Source organism: Mycobacterium paraffinicum (assembly GCF_025822865.1).
Lineage (GTDB): Bacteria > Actinomycetota > Actinomycetes > Mycobacteriales > Mycobacteriaceae > Mycobacterium > Mycobacterium paraffinicum.
In genome coordinates, this window is sequence record NZ_JACKUR010000016.1 from 466,020 (window position 1) to 486,542 (window position 20,523).

Here is a 20,523-nt window from a genome sequence, read left to right on the forward strand (position 1 = left end):
GTCCCCGGGCTACGTTAACGAGCTATGACCAACGCCCCGCTCACCGTCTACACGACCTCATGGTGTGGCTACTGCCACCGCCTGATGACCGTGTTGAAGTCCAACGGAATCCCTTATGAGGCGGTCGACATCGAAGACGATCCCGCCGCCGCGGAGTTCGTCGGCTCGGTGAACGGCGGCAACAGGACGGTTCCGACGGTGAAGTTCGCCGACGGGTCGACGCTGACCAACCCGAGCGCGGCCGAGGTCAAGGCCAAGCTGGCCGAAGCCGGCGCCTAGGGGCGTCGGGAGCGGCGCCGGCTCAGTCGAGCGCGGCCCAGGATTCGATGATCACGCGGGCGATCGAGATCGACCCGGGCAGCAGCAGTTTCGAGTCCGCCGAGCTGGACCAGTCGCCTGCCGCCAGCGCCGTGCGCACCTCGTCGCGGGTGAACCACGCCGCCTCGGCGATCTCCCCGTCGTTGAACGAGAAGTCCTCGCCCGGGTCCGCGACCGCGTGGAAACCGACCATGAGCGAGCGCGGGAACGGCCACGGCTGGCTGCCCAGGTAGCGCACGTCGCGCACCGTGAGGCCGATCTCCTCGCGGATCTCGCGCGTGACGCAGGCTTCGAATGATTCACCGGCCTCGACGAACCCGGCCAGCAGCGAGAACATCCGCTCCGGCCACACCGCCTGGCGGGCCAGCACCGCGCGGTCGCGGCCGTCGTGGACCAGGCAGATCACCGCCGGGTCGATGCGCGGGAACTCCTCGTGGCCGGTGACCGGGTTGACCCGCGCCCAGCCCGCCCGCGCCGGCCGCGTCGGCGAGCCGTCCACCGAGCTGAACCGGGCGCTGTCATGCCAATTGAGCAACGCGACGGCGCACGACACCAGCTGACTGCTGGTGTCGTCGAGGATCGAGCCAAGGCCGCGCAGGTTCACCACCTCGGCGCGCACCTCCGGGTCCTCCGGGGCCTCGAGCGCGCCGCGGATGGCCCACACGTGGCGGTCGTCGTCGAGGCGGCCGAGGAACACCGCTTCCGGTGGCGGTTTGTCGGCCAGCTTGGCCGCGGCGCCGAGCACCACCCGGCCGTCGGCGATGAGCACCTGACTGCGCGAGTCCACCCGCAGCAGCGCCGCGTCCGCCCACCCCGCGGTGGCCGCTTCGACGTCGGTGCGCAGCTGGTCGGCCCGGTCGGCGCCGACGCGCGACAGCAGCGGAACGTTCCGCAGCTGGAAGTCTGCGATCGCCACTAGTGCCCCGCTTCGTGGCGACCCGCCGCGACCGGCCTCGCCGCTCTTGCGATCGCCACTAGTGCCCGGCCTGCCGGATGTACAGCAGCCGGTCGTTGGCCTCGACGGCGTCCACCTCGGGCGCGCCGATGCGCAGCAGGTGGCCGTCGCGCACCACGCCGAGCACGATGTCGCGCAGATGCCGTGGGGAGCCGCCGACCTCGGTGGGTTCCACCTCGCGCTCGGCGATAGCCAGCCCGAAGTCGGGCGTCAGCAGGTCCTCGATCATCTCCACGACGCTGGGCGTGGTGGTGGCAAGCCCGAGCAGCCGCCCGGCGGTCGCCGACGAGACCACCACCGAGTCCGCGCCCGATTGCTGCAGCAGGTGCTGGTTTTCGGCCTCCCGGATCGACGCCACGATCTTGGCGTTGGGCGCGATCTCCCGCGCGGTCAGCGTGACCAGCACCGCGGTGTCGTCGCGGCTGGTGGCGACGATGATCGAGGCCGCATGTTGCGCCCCGGCCAGCCGCAGCACGTCGGCCTTGGTGGCGTCGCCGTGCACGGTGACCAGGCCCGCGCTGGCGGCGTGCTCGAGGGCGGTGCGGTCGGTGTCGACGACGACGACCTCCCCCTGGGCGGCCTCGTCACCGAGGATGGCGGCGACGGCCGTTTTGCCCTTGGTGCCGTAGCCGATCACGATCGTGTGGTTGCGCACTCTGCTCCTCCAACGCTGAATCTTCCACCCTTGGCGGGACCGCTCGGAGAGGACTTCGAGGGTCGTGCCGACCAGCACGGCCAGGAACGCGATCCGCAGCGCAGTAAAAATCAGGGTGTGAACCAATCGCGCGGTCTCGGTGTACGGGGTGATGTCGCCGTAACCGGTCGTCGACAGTGACACCGCGGAGAAGTACACGGCGTCCAGGAACGTCAGCGGCTGGCCCCGGACGTCGCGGTACCCGTTGCGGTCCGCGTAGACGATGACGGCCGCGGCGAACAACACCACCAGCGCGATGGCCACGCGCCGGGTGATGACGCGGATGGGGCTGGCGGGATCCTCGGGGATGCGCACCACGCCCACCAACTGGTGGCCCCGCTGCGCGGTCAGCGCTTCATCCAGACCGGTCAGTTGTCGGGACCTACCGTTGCGCACGGCGGTCCGTTATCGGCTCAACGCCAGCGCAGGAGTCACGCACGACTCAATGTAACCACGATCGCCACCGCGGTACCCGGGCAGCGCGAAGTCAGCCGACGGCGGGCGCGGCCAGCAACCCGGCCAGTTCAGCGGGGGCGGGCAGATCGTCGGGAGCCACCGTGGTGCGGGCGCGCACGTAATAGAAGGCCGTCCGCACCGACGATTCCGGAACGCCGGACAGCGCGGCCCACGCCAGTCGGTAGACGGCGAGCTGGACGGCGGCCTGGCGCATGGCTTCCGGCCCGTGCGGTGGTTCACCCGTCTTCCAGTCCACGACCGTCGCGCCCCCGTCGGGGTCGGCGAACACCGCGTCGATTCGCCCGCGCACCAGGGTGTCGCCGATGGGCATCTCGAACGGCACCTCGACGGCGATCGGAATGCGGGTAGCCCAGGGCGACTCGGTGAATGCGGCCTGCAACGCGGCCAGTTCCCGGGTGTCGCCGACGTCGGAGTCCGCCGCACCCGGCAGGTCCGCGAGATCGAAGAGACACTCGGCGCCGTAGAACTGCTGAACCCAGGCGTGAAAGGCGTTGCCCAGCAACGCATGCGGGTCCGGCCTGGCGGGCAGCCGATGCCTGAGCCGCTGCGCAGCGCCGGCGGGATCCCGCGCCAGCTCCACCAGGCCGCTGACCGACAACTGACTCGGCAGCGCGCCGGTGGGCGGTTCGACCAACTGCGCCCGCTCGGCGAGTAGCGCGTCGACGTCGGCGGCCCAACCCTCGATGTCGTCGCCTTCCCCACCCGCGTCGTCACCCGACATCGCCCGGGTCACCAACGCGGCGCCCCGCTCGACGTCGGCGCGCCGGGCGGCCAGCGGGTCGGCGGGCCAGACCGACTCGATGATGTTGTCGCGCAACGGGTTGCGATCGCCGTCCGCCGGCGCTGGCGCCCACTGATCCACCACCCCGCAGGGCACCCCGGCCGCGGCCGAACGGTCGATGACCTCCTTGATCTCACGCAGGAAATCCGAGGGGCCGCGCGGTTTGATGCCGGAGGCCCCCCAGTGATGACCCGACACCAGCAGGGTGTCCTCGGCCCGGGTGACGGCGACGTACAGCAGCCGGCGTTCCTCGTCGACGCGCCGCTGATCGAGCTGGCGGCGATGCTCGGAGATCTTGTCGGACAACTGCTTTCGATTCGTGACGGCAGAGGTGTCCAGCACCGGGATGCCCAGCGCGCCCGCCGAGGCGCGGTCGCCCCGCAGCAGCGGCGGCAGCTCGGCCGCGTCGGTGAGCCAGCTGCCCCTGGACGCGGTCGAGGGGAAGATCCCGCCCGACAGGTGTGTCACCGCCACCACCTGCCACTCCAACCCCTTTGCGGAATGCACCGTGAGCACCTGGACGCGGTCGTGCGCGGCCACCAAAGGGGCAGGCGGCAGACCGTTCTCGACGGACTCCGCCACGTCCAGGAAGGCCAACAGGCCCGACATCGATGCCGCGGTACGACGGTCCGGCACGCCGGCGGCGTCGGCTCGTTCGGCGTATCCGGCGACGACGTCGGCGAACGCGTCGAGGTGTTCGGTGCCGGCCCATCCCGTGTCCGCTCCCGCCGCGGCGCGGACCTCGCAGTCGACACCGAGCGCGCGGCGCACCTCGGCGACCAGGTCCGGCACGGAATGGTCCAGGTGGCCGCGCAGGGCGCGCAGTTCGCCGGCCAGCGCGGTGATGCGCTGATATCCCGCGGCCGAATACCCTTCGGGCGGGCCGGGATCGGCGATGGCGTCGGCCAGGCACGCCGTGTCGGCGTCCGGGCCGGCGGACATCGCGATCGACTCGGGCGCGGATGCCCCGCCCTGGCCCAGCCCTTCGCCGAGTTTGCGGGCGCGCCGCCAGAGCGCGGCGATGTCCCGGCCCCCGAGGCGCCAGCGCGGACCGGTGAGCACCCGCATCGCCGCCGCGCCCGCGGTCGGGTCGGCGACGAGCCGCAGCATGGCCACGACGTCGGCAACCTCGGGGATGGACAGCAGCCCCGCCAATCCGACGACCTCGACGGGGACTCCGCGGGCGCGCAGGGCGTCGGCGATGGGGGCGGCGTCGGCGTTGCGGCGCACCAGAACCGCGGCGGTCGGCGGGCTCACTCCGTCGGCCCGGGCCGCCTGGTACCGCGCAGCGAGCTGGTCCGCGATCCACTCGCGTTCGGCGTGCACGTCGGGGAGCAGCGCGCAGCGGAGGGTTCCGGGCGCGGCGTCCGGGCGCGGCCGCAGCGCGTGCACCGCGACCGACCGGCGGCGCGCCTCCGCCGATATCGCGTTGGCCAGTTGCAGGGTCCGCGGCGGGTTGCGCCAGCTGGTCCGCAGCTCCAGGACCGGCGCGGGGGTGCCGTCGGAGAGGGGGAAGTCGGTGGTGAAGCGCGGGAGATTGGTCGCCGAGGCGCCGCGCCAGCCGTAGATCGACTGAATCGGGTCGCCGACGGCGGTCAGGGCCAGCCCGTCGTCGACACCACCGCCGAACAAGGCCGACAAGGCGACCCGTTGGGCGTGCCCGGTGTCCTGGTACTCGTCGAGCAGCACCACCCGGTAGCGGCCGCGCAGGTCGGCGCCGACCTGCGGGAAGTTCGCCGCCAGCCGCGCCGCGCAGGCCATCTGCACCCCGAAGTCCATCGTCTTCGCGGCACGCATGCGCTCGTTCAGCGCGTCGAGCAGCGGAACCAGCTCGGCGCGCTGGGTCTGGGTGGCCAGCAGCCGCAGCAGCCACTGGCTGGGGCCGCGGTCGCGCTGATAGGGGCCCGGCGGGAGCGCGTGGATCAGGCGCTCCAGCTCCACATGCGTATCGCCGAGCTGGCGGGTGTCCACCAGGTGTTCGGCCAGCTGACCCCACAACCGCAGCACCATCGACGTGACCGCGGCGGGGGTCTTGTCGGTGCGCAGCTCGCCCCGGTACCCGCTGACCACGTCGAATGCCAGCTGCCACAGCTCGGTTTCGCCGAGCAGCCGGGTGTCGGGCTCGATGGGCAGCAGCAGCCCGTAGTCGCGGATCAACGACCCGGCGAACGCGTGGTAGGTGCTAACCGTCGGCGCGCCCGCCGGCTCCGCGGGGGCCGCGCCGTCGGGACCCAGGCCGACGCCGGCCAGCCGGGCCAGCCGGGACCGGACCCGGCGCAACAGCTGCCCGGCGGCCTTGCGGGTGAACGTCAATCCGAGCACCTGGCCGGGTTCGGCGTAGCCGTTGGCGACGAGCCACACCACCCGCGCGGCCATGGTCTCGGTTTTGCCGGCGCCGGCGCCGGCGATGACGACCAGCGGCCCGGGCGGTGCCGCGATGACGGCGGCCTGCTCGTCGGTGGGCGGGAAAAGCCCGAGCGCGCCGGCCAACTCGGCGGGGCTATAGCGCGGGTTCACTGCGCCGCCCCGCCGGCGTGGGCCGGACACGAGGGCCGCAGCGGGCAGTGCGAGCAGCCGTCGTTGCGCCGGGCGACGAACCGCGGCCCGGCGGTCGCCTCGGCGGCGCGCCGGACCAGCCGGCGCCACTCGTCGCGGGCGGCCGGTGTCAGCGGATCCTGTTCGCGCTCGGTGGCGCCCGAGGCCCCGGACTTGCCCAGGTAGACCAGCCGCGCCCCGCCGGGCTCCGACCCGGCCGCGACCATGCCCTCGGCCACCGCCAGCTGATACATCGCCAGCTGGGCGTGCTGTTGCGCATCGTCCTTGCTGACCGGGGTTTTGCCGGTCTTGATGTCGACGATCACCAGCCGGCCGGCGGCATCGCGCTCCAACCGGTCGACCCGGCCGCGCAGCCGGATGTCGCCCCCTTGAAGGGCGCCGTCCCCGGATGATGTCATGGCGCCGTCGATCTCGACCTCGACACCGACCTCGGTCAGCGCGCGTCGGGTCTGCGCGCGCCACTCGACGAAGGCCTCGATCATCGCGCGGTGCCGCGCCAGTTCGTTGGCCGAATGCCACTGCGCCTCGAAGGGCAGATGGCGCCAGGCCCGGTCCAGCTCGGCCAGCAGTTCGGATTCGCTGCGCTGCGGTTCGGCGACCAGGGCGTGCAGCACCGACCCGATGGCGGAACGCAGATCACGCGGGTTGGTGCCACCGTGGCGTTCGGCCAGCCAGCGCAGCGGGCAGTCGTTGAGCATCTGCAGGGTCGACGGGGTCAGGGTGACGGCATCGTCGCCGCCACGCACCGGTTCGCTGGTGCTGACCGGGATCAGGCCGTGCCAGCCGGCAGGGTCGGCGCCCGGAACGCCGGCACGGGCCAACCGCGCCAATTGCGTTGCCGCACAAGCGCGGGCGGCGTCGTCGACCGTGCCGTCGGGCGCGCAGACGACGCCGCGCAGCCGGCCGACCAGCGCGGCAGCGGACAGCACCCGGGGCGTTGAGATAGGTTGCGCGGCAGCGAGATCGACGTCGCCATCGGTCCACTGAGCGAGTTCGTAGCAGAACGACGACGGCAGCGCGGCCTCGTTGTCCCCGCCGCCCGTGTCGCCGTCCACGGCGGTCACCAGCAACCGGCGGCGGGCCCGGCCCATCGCCGCCACCAGCAGCCGCCGCTCCTCGGCCAGCAGCGGCGCCCGCACCGACGCGTCCTGGGTGACGCCGTCGAGCACGTCCAGCAACCGCTGGGTGCCCAGCACACCGCCGCGCGGAACGGTGTTGGGCCACAACCCTTCTTGCAGCCCGGCGATGACCACCAGGTCCCATTCGTGTCCCAATGCGGCGTGCGCGCTGAGCACCCGCACCTGCTCCACGGGTGACACGGGCCCCTGGTTCACGCTCGGCAGGTGCAGCGTGGCGACGTGCTCGACGAGACCACGCAACGATGCGCCCGACGTGCGGGACACGTACTGATCGGTGATGTCGAACAGCGCGGTCACCGCCTCCAGGTCCCGGGCGGCCTGGGCGCCGGCGGGGCCGCCGCGCTCGGCGGCCGACAGCCAGCGGCGCTGCAGGCCGGACCGGTGCCAGGCGGCCCACAGCGTGTAGCGCGGGTCTTGGCCCGCACGATGGCAGCGCGCCGCGGCGTCCAGCACGGCACGCACCCGCTGCAACGGGCGCAAGTGCGGGCCCGATGGCGGCGGGTCGGCGGACAGCGTCTCGGCCAGCAGCTCCGCGACCTCGCCCGGCGCGCGACCTGGGTTGGCGCGCTGCACCGTTCGGCGCAGCTGGCGCAGCGAAACCGGGTCGACCCGACCGATGGGACCGGTCAGCAGCGCCAGGGCCCGTTCGCCGTCGAGCCCGTCGGCGGTGGCCGCCAAGACGGTGAGCAGCGCCCGGACCGCCGGCTCGTCGGACAGCGGTCCGCTGGTCGCGGGCGCGGCCACCGGCACCCCGGCGGCGGCCAGCGCGCGGGGCAACCGCGCACCCACCCGTGGCACCGACCGGACGACGACCGCCATCTGCGACCACGGCACCCCGTCGACCAGGTGCGCACGCCGAAGCGCGTCGGCGATCATCGCCGCCTCCGCGTGCGCCGACGCCGCCACGCGCACGGTGACCGAGCCCTCCTCAGGCCCGCTGCCCTCGATCCGCTTGCCGCCGCTGCCGCCGGGTAGCCGGCGCGCGATGCCGCTGACGGCGCGCGCCACCGCCGGGGCGCAGCGGTGCGAGACCGTCAACGTCACCGACGGCGAATCCCCGTCAAGCAGGCCGGCGGATTCGCCGCCCCGGAAGCCGAACACCGCCTGGTTGGGGTCGCCCGCGATCACCGCGAGTTCGGCGCCCGCCGCCAGCACCCGGACCAGGCGGGCCGCCTGCGGGTCGAGCTGCTGAGCGTCGTCGACCAACAAGACCCGCACCCGGCCCCGCTCGGCGGCCAGCAGCTCGGGATCGACCGCGAAGGCCTCCAGGGCGGCGCCCACCAGTTCGGCGGCGCCCAGCGCGGGCGTCGTCGCCTGGGGTGCCGCCGTCCCGACCGCCGCCCGCAGCAGCATCACCTGCTCGTACTGCCGGGCGAACTGGCCGGCGGCCGTCCATTCCGGGCGCCGGCACCGACGGCCCAGGCGCTCCAGCTCCTGCGGATCAACGCCACGTTCGGCGCAGCGCGCCAACATGTTTCGCAGCTCGGTGGCGAAGCCCGCGGTGGCTAGCGCGGGGTGTAGTTGGGCGGGCCACGCCGTCGCCGCGCGCGGCCCGTCCTCGATGTCGCCGGCCAACAGCTCCCGGATGATCGCGTCCTGTTCGGCGCTGGTGACCAACCGCGGGGGTGCGTCACCGGCACGCTCGGCGGCCCGCCGCAGCACCGCGTAGGCGTAGCCGTGCACGGTGCGCACCAACGGTTCGCGGACGGCGGCCCGGCAGGGCCCGGTCGAGCGTGCGCCCAACAACGCCGTCGTCAGGGCGCTGCGCTCCGTCATGCCCAGCCGGCCCGAACCGGTAAGCAGCAGAACCGAATCCGGGTCGAGGCCCGCGTCGATCCGGGCGACCGCGGCGGCGACCAGCAGGCTGCTCTTACCGGTGCCGGGGCCGCCGAACACCCGGACCGGCCCGCGCGTGCCGGGCGCCAGCAGAGCCCGCGCCTCGGTGTCCCAGATGTACGACATGGCTGCATGCAATCACCAGGGTCCGACAAGTCGCCGGGCCGGCGCCGCCGCGGACCCCTACGCTGGAGGCCGCAAGCAGCCCGACGAACGGTGAGGAGGTAGGTGATCGTGACGAACGTCGAACCCGGTTTTCCCAGCGACGAAGCGCCCGAAGGTGACGCCGCGGAACAATTGCAACCCGTCGACTTCGACGACGAGGTCGGCCTGGACACCGAATATCTGACCGCTGCCGACCGCGAGGCCAACGAGGCCGACGTGATCGAGCAGGCCTACATCGTCCCCACCGAGGACGAGTGGGACGAACGCTGACCCGCCCGCCCGCGCGTGACCGTGGCGCCGGCTGGCACGATCGACGGGTGACCGCTGACCTGTATGTGCACCGCTACGGCCCGCCGGGTCCGGTGCGGGTGCTGGCGCTGCACGGGTTGACCGGTCACGGGCAGCGGTGGCAGCAGCTGGCCGGCCTGCTGCCCGAAATCACCTTCGCGGCACCGGATCTGATCGGTCACGGCCGGTCGTCATGGGCGGCGCCGTGGAGCATCGACGCCAACGTCGCGGCGATGGCCGCGCTGCTCGACGGCGAGGCCGGGGCACCGGTGCTGGTGGTGGGGCATTCCTTCGGCGGCGCGCTCGCCATGCAGCTGGCCGCGATGCGGCCGGACCGGGTGGCGGCGCTGCTGCTGCTGGACCCGGCGGTCGGGTTGGACGGCGCGTGGATGCGTCAGATCGCCGACGCGATGTTGGCCTCGCCCGACTACCCCGACGCCGAGGAAGCGCGCCTGGAAAAGCTGCACGGCTCGTGGTCGGACGTCGACCCCGCGTTGCTCGACGAAGAGATCGACGAGCATCTGGTCGAGCTGCCGGGCGGGCGGTACGGCTGGCGGGTGAGCCTGCCGGCGATGATGTCGTACTGGAGCGAGCTGGCCCGCGACATCGTGTTCCCGCCGGCCGGGACGCCGACGGTCCTGGTGCGGGCCAAGCGCACCTCGCCGCCGTACGTCGGCGAGGAGCTCATCGCCGGGCTGCAGGACCGGTTGGGATCGGATTTCCGGCTGCTGGATTTCGATTGCAACCACATGGTGCCCTACGCCGCGCCGGCGGAGGTCGCCGCGCTGACGCGCGAGCTGCTCGAAGCCCGCTGATCGTGGCGCCGGTGACCGACGAGCAGGTCGAGCGGGTGCGCGCGCTGGTCGCGGCGATTCCGCCCGGCAGGGTCGCCACCTACGGCGACATCGCCGACGTCGCAGGGCTTTCCAGCCCGCGCATCGTCGGCTGGATCATGCGGACCGACTCCTCGGACCTGCCGTGGCACCGGGTGATCACCGCATCGGGGCGCCCGGCGCCTCATCTGACCACCCGCCAGCTGGAGCTGCTGCGGGCCGAGGGGGTCCTGGCCACCGACGGCCGGATCGCGTTGCGCGAGGTTCGTTACGACTTCGAGCGCTAGAGCACCAGACGCACCAGCGCCGCGGTGCGGGCCAGCCCGGGAAACGCCTCGGCGGTCGACCGCGGGTGCAACGCATGGACCGCCAGGCGAAACATCAAGGCGCGTAACAACATCTGCGGCCACTCCGGCAGCGCGTTCCAACGTTCGATGAGTCCGTCGTCGGCCTCGCCCCAGGACAGGGCGTCGACGACGACCACACCGGCGGCCCACGACGCGGGCCGCCAGTACGGGGTGATGTCGGTGATGCCCGGGGCGGCGGTGCCGATGAAAAGCACTGTCCCGTAAAGGTCTCCGTGCACCAGCTGGTTCGGGCTCTTGGTCGGGCGGCGCAGGGTTGCCAGCTGGTTGATCAGCTCCACCGACCGCTCGGCGTCGGCCGTCGGCGGTGCGGTCCGGGCGCCCGGGGGCACCGAGGCCAACGGCCGTTCCTCCCAGGCGGCGCGGTCGGCGGCGATGAAGATGTCCACGTCGCCCCACGGCGCGGTGGGGCCCTGGGTCAGAAATCGGGGCCGTTCCAGTTTGCCGGTCGCCTCGTGCAGGCGCACCGCCGCCGAGACGACCTCGTCATGCCGCGGTTCGGGCGTGCCGGCGACGAAGGTATCCGCCCGCCATCCCGAAACCACGTATCGCCCGTCCGTCGAGCGGACCGGGCGGGCGAGCCGAACACCGTCGACGAACAGCGTCTCGCGCACCCGGGCCGACCAGGCCGCCCGGGCGTGATCGGCCACCAGCGACAGGACGACCTCACCGCAGCGCCAGCCGCCTTCCCAGCTAGCCCCCAGATAGACGGGGTTGACGCCGGTCAAACCAAACGCCGCCAGCACGTGCTCCGGCGGTGGTTCGACATTCACACGGGTAGCCTAGACGAGGTCACCTGCGGTGATCGCGAGCGCGGCGAAGCCGGGCGCGGCGGGTCGCCGCCGACAAACCACGCTCTATCGGGTCAGTACATGACCATGTCGGGTTGCATCTGCTGCGCCCACGCCACGATGCCGCCCTGCAGGTGCACCGCGTCGGGGAATCCGGCCTTCTGCACCGCCACCAGCGCCTCAGCCGAGCGGACCCCCGTCTTGCAGTACAGCACCGGCATGCGGTCCTGCGGCAGCTTTGCCAGCCCCTCACCGGAGTTGATCGACGACTGCGGGATCAGCTGGGCCCCGTCGATGTGCACGATGTCCCATTCCGCGCGCTCACGAACGTCGATCAACGCCAGTTTCCTTCCCGAATCCAGCAATTCGCGCAATTCCCGCGGGGTGATCGCGGAGCCGGTGACAACCGGTCCGGCGTCATCGGGCGCCACACCGCAGTACTGTTCGTAATCGATCAGCCCGGTGATCTTCGGCCGGAAGGCGTCGTCGGGGTCCCTGCGGATCGTGATGGTGCGATAGGACATCTCCAGTGCGTCGTAGATCATCAACCGCCCCAGCAACGATTCGCCGATCCCGGTGATGAGTTTGATCGCCTCGGTGCCCATCACCGACGCGATGGAGGCGCAGACGATGCCCAGCACGCCGCCTTCGGCGCACGACGGCACCGTGCCGGGTGGCGGCGGCTCCGGGTAGAGGTCGCGGTAGTTGAGACCCCGCCCGCCCGGCGCGTCCTCCCAGAACACCGAGACCTGCCCCTCGAATCGGTAGATCGATCCCCACACGTACGGCTTGCCGGCCAGCACGGCGGCGTCGTTGACCAGATACCGGGTGGCGAAGTTGTCGGTGCCGTCCAGGATCAGGTCGTACTGCGAGAACAGGTCGACGGCGTTGGTCGCGTCCAGCCGGAACTCGTGCAGCCGCACCCGGACCAACGGGTTGATCGCGGCGATCGACTCGCGCGCCGACTGCGCCTTGGAGCGCCCGACGTCGGCCACGCCGTGGATGATCTGGCGCTGCAGGTTGGAGTCGTCGACGACGTCGAAGTCGACGATGCCGATCGTGCCGACGCCGGCCGCGGCCAGGTACAGCAGCGTCGGCGCGCCGAGCCCGCCAGCGCCGATCACCAGCATCTTTGCGTTCTTGAGCCGCTTCTGCCCGTCGACGCCCAGGTCGGGGATGATCAGGTGGCGGCTGTAGCGGGCCACCTCATCGCGGGTCAGCTCGTCTGCCGGCTCCACGAGAGGCGGCAGTGCTGTCTGCGGTGTCGGCACCCACTCCTCCTCGGTCTCGCGTTGCGGTTGTCCACCACCATCACAGCAGCCACCGAAGTGGACGGCAATGAATTCAACTTGCCGAGCTTCGGCTAGGCGATCGGGAACGGCCAGGGGTTGAATCGGCAGGTCTTCCCGTCGGCCTTGACGAAATCCGGGTCGAATTGGGCGGCATCGTTGTTCGACGTGGAGAAGGTCTGCTGCATCATCACCGGCGCCAAAGCGCCCTGCTGCTCACACGGCTCGTGGCGCACGTATCCGATGGCGTGGCCGACCTCGTGGTTGATCACGTACTGGCGATAGGAGCCGATGTCCCCCTCGAACGGGACCGCCCCGCGCACCCAGCGCGCCTCGTTGATGAAGACCCGCGACTGCCGGTCCTTGCCGAATGAGGGGTTGTAGCAGGAGGTCTCAAGCCGGAATTCGTAGCCGCAGCCCTCGCGGACCGTCACCGGCGACACCAGTGAGATCCGGAAGTCGGGCTTTCCCCCATTAGTTCCGTCGATCCTGACGAACGCGAACTGCGGGTTGTGCGTCCAGCCCTTGGGGTTGGCCAGCGTCTGGTCGACCATCTGCGCGAACGCCTCGTCGCCGCCGATCATCGTGGGGTCGATGCCGTCCTCCACCTCGACGGTGTAGCGAAACACCCGGACGGTTCCCTGACCGATCTGCGGCGTCGTGCCGGGCACCACGTGCCAGGTCTTCTCGCCCGCCTCGGTGAACGGGCCGCCGTCCGGCAGCGTCCCCGCCGGCAGGTTGGCGTCGAACGCCGCGAGCCCGCGCGGTGGCGCGTCGATGATCGACGTGCCCACGGCCTCCATCGCCTGCGGACTCTGGATGGGCTGGTTCGCCGTCGGCTTCACCGCGCTGGTGCCCGTCACCGTCTGATAGATGACCACCGCGGTAAGCACCGCCAACACCGGCAGCGCGTATGCGCGCCAGCCGTAGGTGGATACGAACCGTCCCAGCCACGTCTGTTTGCGCCACTGGCGCGGCCGCTCCCGGTCGGCCCGGGTCCGTCCGCCGTCGCGGGCGATCGGGTCACGCAGCGCCCGTAGCGGTTCGCGCCACTCGTCCCGCAGCACCGGGACGCGACCGGTGCCGCGCGAAGGCCGCTGGGACGTCATTGCCCCAGGATTACACAGTCGGCAGCGGGGCCGTCCTTGGCGCGCCCGAATGCTCCGCCCGACACCACTTTCTGCCAGGCACGACGGCGGCGACGACGGCCACCGGGACGCCGCGGGTAGTAATGTCTCTCGCAACGAGCCGAGCGCGGCTGGCCAGTGGTGCCGGCGGCCGGTTGCCGACACATCAGATGAGGACTCGATGAGCGAACTCGCCAAGGCCGGGGCGCGGCGTGCCGTCAAATCGACCGACCGCAGTCGGCCCGGCGACGGCATCGCGGCTTCGAGCCGGCGCGGCAACCGGTTGCCCCGAGATGAGCGTCGCGGTCAGTTGCTCATCGTCGCCAGCGACGTCTTTGTCGATCGCGGCTACCACGCGGCCGGCATGGACGAAATCGCCGACCGGGCTGGAGTCAGCAAACCGGTTCTGTATCAACACTTTTCGAGCAAACTCGAGCTCTATCTGGCCGTGCTCGCCCGGCACGTCGAGAACCTCGTCTCGGGCGTGCAGCAGGCACTGAACACCACCACCGACAACCGCCGGCGGCTGCACGCCGCGGTGCAGGCGTTCTTCGACTTCATCGAGCACGACAGCCAGGGTTACCGGCTGATCTTCGAGAACGACTACGTCACCGAACCCGAGGTGGCCGCGCAGGTGCGCGTCGCCACCGAATCGTGCATCGACGCGGTGTTCGCCTTGATCAGCGAGGACTCGGGGCTCGACCCGCACCGCGCCCGGATGATCGCGGTGGGATTGGTGGGCATCAGCGTCGACTGCGCGCGGTACTGGCTCGACTCCGACCGCCCGATCTCGAAGGCGGACGCCGTCGAGGGCACGGTCGCGTTCGCCTGGGGCGGGCTGTCACACGTGCCGCTTACTCGCCTTTAGCGCCCTTGCCGGCGAGCTTTCCGACGTCGGCGCCGATGCCGAAGCCGACCCGGCGCGCGTCGGCGGGGCCGATCTCGACGTAGGCGATCTTGCTGGTGTGCACGAGGAAGCGACGTCCTCGCTCGTCGTTGAGCCTCAGCAGGCCCGGTCCCTCACTCAGCGCGGCGCTGACCAGCTCTTCGACTTCGGCCGGCGTCTGCGCGCTGGAGAGGACCAGCTCGCGCGGACTGTCCGTGATACCGATCTTGACCTCCACGGTCACCCCTTCCGTAGGTATTGAAGTCGACAGACCTGTCAGCTGCAGGCTAGTGGACGCGGCGGGCCCGCTGCGCCGACAGGCCCCCGGCGCGGGGTTCGCGCTGAGCGAAACGTCGGTCGCGAGCAGATAACGATTAGCTTGCGACTGAGCCCAGACCCGGGTCCGCAGCCCGGTTCGTGTTTTCACATGGCTACCTTCGGCCCCATGGGTACCACACTGGCCGATCTCGACGAGGTCCGGGACTACCCCGAAGACCAGACCGACGAGCTCTATGGAGCCGACGCCTACCCCGAGGGCGACTACACCTGGACCGGCTGGCCGGCCGAGCTTCGCTGGCGTCCGGTCACGGCGATCCTCGGCGCCGTGGTGGCCATCGGCGCGATCGCGACCGCCGTCATCATCAACAGCGGCGACAGCGCCTCGACCAAGGCCACCGTGGCACCGGCCCCCCAACCGGTGACGTCCGCGCCGGCGACGACCAAAAGCTCCGTCCCGCCCAGCGCCCAGCCCGGCCCCTCCCGCACGGCGTTGCCGCCCGAAACGGTCACCACCGTCACCACGCCCAGCGCGTCCCCGAGCCTGGCGCCGACGGGAACGCCCACCGCCGCTCCGCCCCTGACGCTGACGCCCCCGCCGGCCGCGCTGAACCCGCGCACCGTCGTCTACAGCGTGACCGGCAGCAAGCAGCTGCTGGACCTGGTGAACATCGTCTACACCGACGGGAGCGGCTACACCCAGACCGAGTTCAACGTGTCGCTGCCGTGGACCAAGGCGGTGATCTTGAGTCCGAGCGTCCAGAACCCATCGGTGGTCGCGACCAGCTTCTACGGCCGGCTCAACTGCTCGATCGTCAACGCCGCCGGTCAACTGGTGGCCGCGTCGACCAACAACTCGAGCCTGGCGACCTGCGCGCGCTGAGTCCAATGGCCGTGACCCGTCCCCCGGCTCCGCGGGGGTGCCCCCAGCGCCGGCTTTCGCCGCGCTTGCGATCACGGCCGAGCGTCAGCTCAGGCCCAGTTCGTGCATCCGCCGGTCGTGGGTGTGCTGCAACCGGTCGAAGAACGCGTTGAGCTGGCCCAGGCCCCCGGCGCCCGACATCACCAGGTCGACCAGCTCGTCGTGGTCGGCCAGCAGGTACTGAGCCTGCGTAATCGCCTCGCCGAACAGGCGGCGCGACCACAGCGCCAGCCGGCTGCGCTGCTTGCCGCTGGAGGTCACGGCGGCGCGCACCTCGGCGACGACGAACTGCGAGTGCCCCGTCTCGGACAGCGCCGCCCGCACCACGTCGGCGATCTCGTCGGGTAGCCCGTCGGCGATCTCCAGGTACAGGTCGGCGGCCAGGGCGTCGCCGACATAGGTCTTCACCAGGGCTTCCAGCCACGTGCTTGGCATGGTCAGCCGGTGGTAATTCTCCAGCGCCGAGACGTACTTCGACATCGCCTTCACGACGTCGACGCCCCGGCTTTCCAGGGCGTCGCGCAGCAGCTCGTAGTGCTGCATCTCGGCGGCGGCCATGCTGGCCATGGAAATCCGTCCGCGCAGGTCGGGTGCCATCCGCGCCTCGTCGGTGAGCCGATAGAAGGCGGCGATCTCGCCGTATGCCAAGACCGCGAACAACTCGTTGACGCCCGGGTGGTCGGCCGAAAGACGCGGGGCGGGCGAATCGTCCACCTGGTCGGCTTCCAGTTCGGCTTCGGAGGGCTGGCAAGAGGGCCGGGTCATGGCAACACTGTAGTCGGCGGACCCGGCGCTAACTGGGCGCCAGCTGTCGACCAGCTATCATGTATGTAGATAGCGGCTGTATTTCTTTTTCCAAGCCGCTATCGGCGAAATGTGCGTGCACAGCTGGCCCGCCCGGATTTGGGCAGGGGCCCGCGACTCGGCGACGTATTCGGAGTCGGAACTCGTGCGCGCGTGACCGCGACAGAGAAACACCGACACAAACCGATACGTCACCGAAAGGCTTACTACCCACGCATGAGCGCACTCACCAGCACAACTGAATTGACCTTTGCCAACCTCGGCGTTCGCGACGAAATCGTCCGAGCCCTCGCCGAAAAGGGCATCGAACGCCCCTTCGCCATCCAAGAACTGACCATGCCGCTGGCACTCGCCGGCGACGACGTGATCGGCCAGGCCCGCACCGGCATGGGCAAGACCCTCGCCTTCGGTGTGCCGCTGCTGAACCGCATCACGTCCGGAGTCGGCGTTCGGGAGCTCAACGGCACACCACGGGCCCTGGTCGTGGTCCCGACCCGTGAGCTGTGCCTCCAGGTCACCGAGGACCTGGCCGCCGCGGCCAAGTACCTCACCGCCGACGAAGGCCGGCGGCTGTCCGTCGTCTCGATCTACGGCGGGCGGGCCTACGAGCCCCAGATCGAGGCACTGCAGGCCGGCGCCGACGTCGTGGTCGGCACCCCCGGCCGGCTGCTCGACCTGGCCCAGCAGGGCCACCTGCAGCTGGGCGGGTTGTCCATGCTGGTCCTCGACGAGGCCGACGAGATGCTCGACCTGGGCTTTTTGCCCGACATCGAGCGCATCCTGCGTCAGATCCCCGAGGACCGGCAATCCATGCTGTTCTCGGCGACCATGCCGGGCCCGATCATCACGCTGGCCCGCACCTTCATGAACCAGCCCACCCACATCCGGGCGGAGGCGCCGCACTCGGCCGCCACGCACGACACCACCGAGCAGTTCGTCTACCGGGCCCACGCGCTGGACAAGGTGGAATTGGTGAGCCGGGTGCTGCAGGCGGAGTGCCGCGGCGCGACGATGATCTTCACCCGCACCAAGCGCACCGCCCAGAAGGTCGCCGACGAACTGGCCGAGCGCGGCTTCAAGGTCGGCGCCGTGCACGGCGACCTCGGGCAGATCGCCCGCGAGAAGGCGCTCAAGGCCTTCCGCAGCGGCGACATCGACGTGCTGGTCGCCACGGATGTGGCCGCCCGCGGCATCGACATCGACGACATCACCCACGTCATCAACTACCAGATCCCCGAGGATGAACAGGCCTACGTGCACCGCATCGGCCGCACCGGCCGCGCCGGCAAGACCGGTATCGCCGTCACCCTGGTGGACTGGGACGAGCTGCCCCGCTGGTCGATGATCGACAAGGCGCTGGGCCTGGAGTGCCCCGAGCCCGCCGAAACCTACTCGAACTCGCCGCACCTCTATGAAGAGATGGGCATCCCCACGGACGCGGGCAGCGCCATCGGCTCGCCGAAGAAGCCGCAGGGCCAGCGCCGTGCCAGCGAGCGCGACGGCCAGAAGGCGGACCGGGGCGGGCGTGCCCGCTCCGGCGCACCGCGACGGCGCACCCGCGGCGGCCAACCCACCACCGCACATGCGGGCGGGAATGCCGCGGCCGGCGCCACCAACGGCGAAGCCGCCGCGGAAGCGCCCGGTAACGGCGGGACCACCCGCCGTCGCCGCCGTCGTCGGAAGCCCGCCGAAGCCGGCGCAAACGCCAGCTAGATTCGCCCGCCCGGATGGTCAGACCCGAACGCCGGACCAAGGGCGACCTCTTGGCCGCCGCTGCGATAGCGGTCGTCGTCGCCGCCGTCGCCTCGCTGATCTGGTGGACCAGCGACGCCCGGGCCACCATCAGCCGGCCGGCCGCCGTTCCGGCGCCCAACCCGACACCGGCCCGGCAGGTCCCTGCCGCGCTCAAGGAGCTGTGGACCGCATCGAGTCCGGCCACCACCGCGCCCGTGGCGGTCGGCGGGACGGTCGTCACCGGCGACGCCCGCCGGGTCGACGGCCGTGATCCCGCCTCGGGCCAGTCCCGATGGAGCTACGAGCGCGACACCGACCTGTGCGGGGTCTCCTGGGTGTACCACTACGCCGTCGCCGTCTATCGGGACGACCGCGGGTGCGGGCAGGCGAGCACCCTTGACGGGTCCACGGGTCGCCGCGGGCCCGCCCGCAGCGGCTACGCCGACCCGCACGTGCAGCTATCCTCCGACGGCACGACGGTGTTGGCGGCCGGCGACACCCGGCTCGAGCTGTGGCGCTCCGACATGGTCCGGATGGTGGCGTACGGCGAGACGGACGCCCGGGTCAAGCCCTCGGCACGCGGGCTGCACTCCGGCTGCAAGCTGGTCTCGGCCGCGGCCAGCTCATCGGCGGTCTCGGTGCTGGAGAGCTGCGCCAACCAGGCCGACCTGCGGCTCGTGCTGCTGCGGCCGGGCAAGGACGACGACGAACCCCAGCAGCGCATCGTGGCCGAACCCGGGATCAGGGCGGATTCGGGCGCCCGGGTGCTGGCCGTCTGGGAGAGCAACACCGCGGTGTACCTGCCGTCCCCGCAGCCCCGGGTGGACGTGATCGACGAGACCGGCACCACCGTGTCGAGCACGCTGCTGCCCAAGCCGCCGACGAGCCCCGGTGCCGTGTCGCACGCGGGCAGCCTGATCACCTGGTGGACCGGGGATTCCGTCATGGTCTTCGAGACGGGCAACCTGTCGCTGCGCTACACCATCGCCGCGGGCGCCACGACGGCGCCGCTGGGGCCGGGCGCGATGATGGCGGGCCGCCTGCTGGTGCCGGTCACCGGCGCGATCGGCGTCTATGACCCGGTCAGCGGCGCCAACGAGCGCTACATCCCGGTGAACCGGGCGCCGGGCACGCCCGGACGGGCGGTGGTCCCGGCCGTCGCGGGATCCCAGGTGTTCGAGCAGCGGGGCGACACCGTGGTGGCCCTCGGCTGACGTTGCCGAGCGCGCGGCGGCCAAGCCGCACGCCGACCGGCCGCACCGCCACGGCCGCGACACATGACCAGTTGCGACAACACGCCGAAACGGGGCGCAATGGTTTATGTTTCGTCGCGCAGGAAGGCTCGGGGCTGACGCCGGCCGAGCTTGAACTACACCTCGACGGCGAACGTCGGCAGCGGCTTGCCGGTCTTCCAGTGCTTGAGCAACGCCTTCGCCAGGTCGGCGTAGGCCGACGCGCCCTTGTTCTTGCGCCCGGCCATCACCGACGACCCCGAGGCACTGGCCTCGGCGAAACGCACCGTGCGCGGTATCGGCGGGGCCAGCACCGGCAGGTTGTAGCGGTCGGCAACGTCCACCAAGACGTCCCGGGTGTGGGTGGTCCGCGAGTCGTACAGCGTCGGCAACGCGCCCAGGAGCCGCAGCTCCGGGTTGGTGATCTGCTGGACATCGGCGACCGTGCGCAGGAACTGGCCGACTCCACGGTGCGCGAGCGTCTCGCACTGCAGCGGCACGATCACCTCGTCGGCGGCGGTCAGCCCGTTGAGGGTGAGCACACCCAGCGACGGCGGGCAGTCGATGATGACCACGTCGAAGTCGTCGGAGAGCTTCGCCAACGCGCGTTTGAGCGCGTATTCGCGGCCGGCGCGCATCAACAGCATCGCCTCGGCGCCCGCCAGGTCGATGTTGGCCGGCAGCAGCGTCATCCCCTCCATCGTGGTGACCAGCGCGGCGTTGGGCTCGACCTCGCCGAGCAGCACCTCGTGCACCGACACCGGGAGTTTGTCGGGATCCTGACCGAGTGAGAAGGTCAGGCAGCCCTGCGGATCGAGGTCGACCAGCAGCACCCGGCGTCCCTCGTCCACCATCGCCGCGCCCAGCGAGGCGACCGTCGTCGTCTTGGCTACGCCGCCCTTCTGGTTGGCCACTGCCAGTACCCGGGTCTTAGCAGCCATAGGCGCGGCTCTCCCCTCTGCATCGTTGCCATGCGGTCAACAGTGCCCATCCTGGCACGTTCGCTCGCCACGCGCTGCGGCCGACGTGCCCGGCATGTCGTCCGGCAGAATCGG

At 71.3% G+C, this 20,523-nt stretch carries 18 protein-coding genes; 8 read left to right on the forward strand and 10 right to left on the reverse strand.

Translation table 11 applies throughout. The features are described 5' to 3' along the window. Window positions 1-24: 24 nt before the first annotated feature. The gene (gene mrx1 / locus H7J89_RS07515) at window positions 25-279 is read left to right on the forward strand and encodes a mycoredoxin Mrx1 (RefSeq protein ID WP_066956105.1); all 255 of its coding nucleotides are present in this window, start codon (window positions 25-27) and stop codon (window positions 277-279) included. A 22-nt stretch (window positions 280-301) separates the two neighbouring features. Here the strand turns inward: mrx1 and nudC are convergent, their stop codons facing one another. The 4 genes from nudC to H7J89_RS07535 form a co-directional block, all read right to left on the reverse strand. Next, window positions 302-1,234, reverse strand: a complete 933-nt coding sequence (gene nudC / locus H7J89_RS07520; protein ID WP_264039607.1) for an NAD(+) diphosphatase — start codon at window positions 1,232-1,234, stop codon at window positions 302-304. A 58-nt stretch (window positions 1,235-1,292) separates the two neighbouring features. Then, entirely contained in the window at window positions 1,293-2,363 is a 1,071-nt protein-coding gene (locus H7J89_RS07525; protein ID WP_264039615.1) for a potassium channel family protein, read from the reverse strand. A gap of 91 nt (window positions 2,364-2,454) precedes the next feature. Beyond that, the gene (locus H7J89_RS07530; RefSeq protein WP_372513732.1) at window positions 2,455-5,772 is read right to left on the reverse strand and encodes an ATP-dependent helicase; all 3,318 of its coding nucleotides are present in this window, start codon (window positions 5,770-5,772) and stop codon (window positions 2,455-2,457) included. Continuing rightward, window positions 5,739-8,882, reverse strand: a complete 3,144-nt coding sequence (locus tag H7J89_RS07535; protein WP_264039631.1) for an ATP-dependent helicase — start codon at window positions 8,880-8,882, stop codon at window positions 5,739-5,741. Before H7J89_RS07535 ends, H7J89_RS07530 begins: the two co-directional genes overlap by 34 nt. 108 nt (window positions 8,883-8,990) lie before the next feature. Between H7J89_RS07535 and H7J89_RS07540 the strand changes: the two genes are divergently transcribed. Genes H7J89_RS07540 through H7J89_RS07550 form a run of 3 tightly spaced genes read left to right on the forward strand, consistent with a single transcriptional unit; the run spans window position 8,991 to window position 10,329 of the window. Next, complete coding sequence (locus H7J89_RS07540) at window positions 8,991-9,191, forward strand: Rv3202a family protein (RefSeq protein ID WP_264039642.1); 201 nt, start codon at window positions 8,991-8,993, stop codon at window positions 9,189-9,191. 47 nt (window positions 9,192-9,238) lie between these two features. Further along, complete coding sequence (locus H7J89_RS07545; protein WP_264039649.1) at window positions 9,239-10,024, forward strand: alpha/beta fold hydrolase; 786 nt, start codon at window positions 9,239-9,241, stop codon at window positions 10,022-10,024. A 2-nt stretch (window positions 10,025-10,026) separates the two neighbouring features. Then, entirely contained in the window at window positions 10,027-10,329 is a 303-nt protein-coding gene (locus tag H7J89_RS07550; RefSeq protein WP_264039657.1) for an MGMT family protein, read from the forward strand. On the opposite strand, the gene H7J89_RS07555 is transcribed toward H7J89_RS07550, so the two are convergent. The 3 genes from H7J89_RS07555 to H7J89_RS07565 form a co-directional block, all read right to left on the reverse strand. Beyond that, window positions 10,326-11,180 carry a TIGR02569 family protein gene (locus H7J89_RS07555; RefSeq protein WP_264039665.1) on the reverse strand — a complete coding sequence of 285 codons (855 nt, stop codon included), beginning with the start codon at window positions 11,178-11,180 and terminating at the stop codon, window positions 10,326-10,328. The two genes, H7J89_RS07550 and H7J89_RS07555, sit on opposite strands and share 4 nt — an antisense overlap. A 92-nt stretch (window positions 11,181-11,272) precedes the next feature. Continuing rightward, window positions 11,273-12,469, reverse strand: coding sequence for an adenylyltransferase/sulfurtransferase MoeZ (moeZ, locus tag H7J89_RS07560; protein WP_264039673.1), 1,197 nt, complete (start codon window positions 12,467-12,469; stop codon window positions 11,273-11,275). Between the two features lie 92 nt (window positions 12,470-12,561). Continuing rightward, entirely contained in the window at window positions 12,562-13,596 is a 1,035-nt protein-coding gene (locus H7J89_RS07565; RefSeq protein WP_264039681.1) for a DUF3152 domain-containing protein, read from the reverse strand. 199 nt (window positions 13,597-13,795) lie between these two features. On the opposite strand from H7J89_RS07565, the gene fasR reads away from it, so the two are divergent. Next, entirely contained in the window at window positions 13,796-14,482 is a 687-nt protein-coding gene (fasR, locus tag H7J89_RS07570; protein ID WP_066956131.1) for an HTH-type transcriptional activator FasR, read from the forward strand. Here fasR and H7J89_RS07575 read toward each other — a convergent pair. Continuing rightward, entirely contained in the window at window positions 14,469-14,738 is a 270-nt protein-coding gene (locus tag H7J89_RS07575; RefSeq protein WP_264039698.1) for a DUF3107 domain-containing protein, read from the reverse strand. The two genes, fasR and H7J89_RS07575, sit on opposite strands and share 14 nt — an antisense overlap. 207 nt (window positions 14,739-14,945) lie before the next feature. Between H7J89_RS07575 and H7J89_RS07580 the strand changes: the two genes are divergently transcribed. Next, a complete protein-coding gene (locus H7J89_RS07580; protein WP_264039706.1) occupies window positions 14,946-15,659 on the forward strand; it encodes an MmpS family transport accessory protein in 714 nt (237 codons plus the stop codon). An 84-nt stretch (window positions 15,660-15,743) separates the two neighbouring features. Here the strand turns inward: H7J89_RS07580 and H7J89_RS07585 are convergent, their stop codons facing one another. Further along, complete coding sequence (locus H7J89_RS07585) at window positions 15,744-16,463, reverse strand: ferritin-like fold-containing protein (RefSeq protein WP_264039714.1); 720 nt, start codon at window positions 16,461-16,463, stop codon at window positions 15,744-15,746. A 255-nt stretch (window positions 16,464-16,718) separates the two neighbouring features. Here H7J89_RS07585 and H7J89_RS07590 point away from each other — a divergent pair, with 255 nt between their 5' ends. After that, entirely contained in the window at window positions 16,719-18,215 is a 1,497-nt protein-coding gene (locus tag H7J89_RS07590; RefSeq protein ID WP_264039723.1) for a DEAD/DEAH box helicase, read from the forward strand. Between the two features lie 14 nt (window positions 18,216-18,229). Further along, window positions 18,230-19,450, forward strand: a complete 1,221-nt coding sequence (locus tag H7J89_RS07595) for an Rv3212 family protein (protein WP_264039732.1) — start codon at window positions 18,230-18,232, stop codon at window positions 19,448-19,450. Window positions 19,451-19,605: 155 nt separating this feature from the next. Here H7J89_RS07595 and H7J89_RS07600 read toward each other — a convergent pair whose 3' ends face one another. Continuing rightward, a complete protein-coding gene (locus H7J89_RS07600; RefSeq protein ID WP_264039740.1) occupies window positions 19,606-20,409 on the reverse strand; it encodes a ParA family protein in 804 nt (267 codons plus the stop codon). Between the last annotated feature and the right edge of the window lie 114 nt (window positions 20,410-20,523).

Excerpts from the sequence above, each read along its gene's own strand:
- H7J89_RS07565 (WP_264039681.1), bottom strand. The coding sequence starts at position 13,596 with ATGACGTCCCAGCGGCCTTCGCGCGGCACCGGTCGCGTCCCGGTGCTG.
- mrx1 (WP_066956105.1), top strand. The coding sequence starts at position 25 with ATGACCAACGCCCCGCTCACCGTCTACACGACCTCATGGTGTGGCTAC.
- H7J89_RS07535 (WP_264039631.1), bottom strand. The coding sequence starts at position 8,882 with ATGTCGTACATCTGGGACACCGAGGCGCGGGCTCTGCTGGCGCCCGGC.
- H7J89_RS07600 (WP_264039740.1), bottom strand. The coding sequence starts at position 20,409 with ATGGCTGCTAAGACCCGGGTACTGGCAGTGGCCAACCAGAAGGGCGGC.
- H7J89_RS07580 (WP_264039706.1), top strand. The coding sequence starts at position 14,946 with ATGGGTACCACACTGGCCGATCTCGACGAGGTCCGGGACTACCCCGAA.
- fasR (WP_066956131.1), top strand. The coding sequence starts at position 13,796 with ATGAGCGAACTCGCCAAGGCCGGGGCGCGGCGTGCCGTCAAATCGACC.
- H7J89_RS07590 (WP_264039723.1), top strand. The coding sequence starts at position 16,719 with ATGAGCGCACTCACCAGCACAACTGAATTGACCTTTGCCAACCTCGGC.
- H7J89_RS07585 (WP_264039714.1), bottom strand. The coding sequence starts at position 16,463 with ATGACCCGGCCCTCTTGCCAGCCCTCCGAAGCCGAACTGGAAGCCGAC.
- H7J89_RS07595 (WP_264039732.1), top strand. The coding sequence starts at position 18,230 with ATGGTCAGACCCGAACGCCGGACCAAGGGCGACCTCTTGGCCGCCGCT.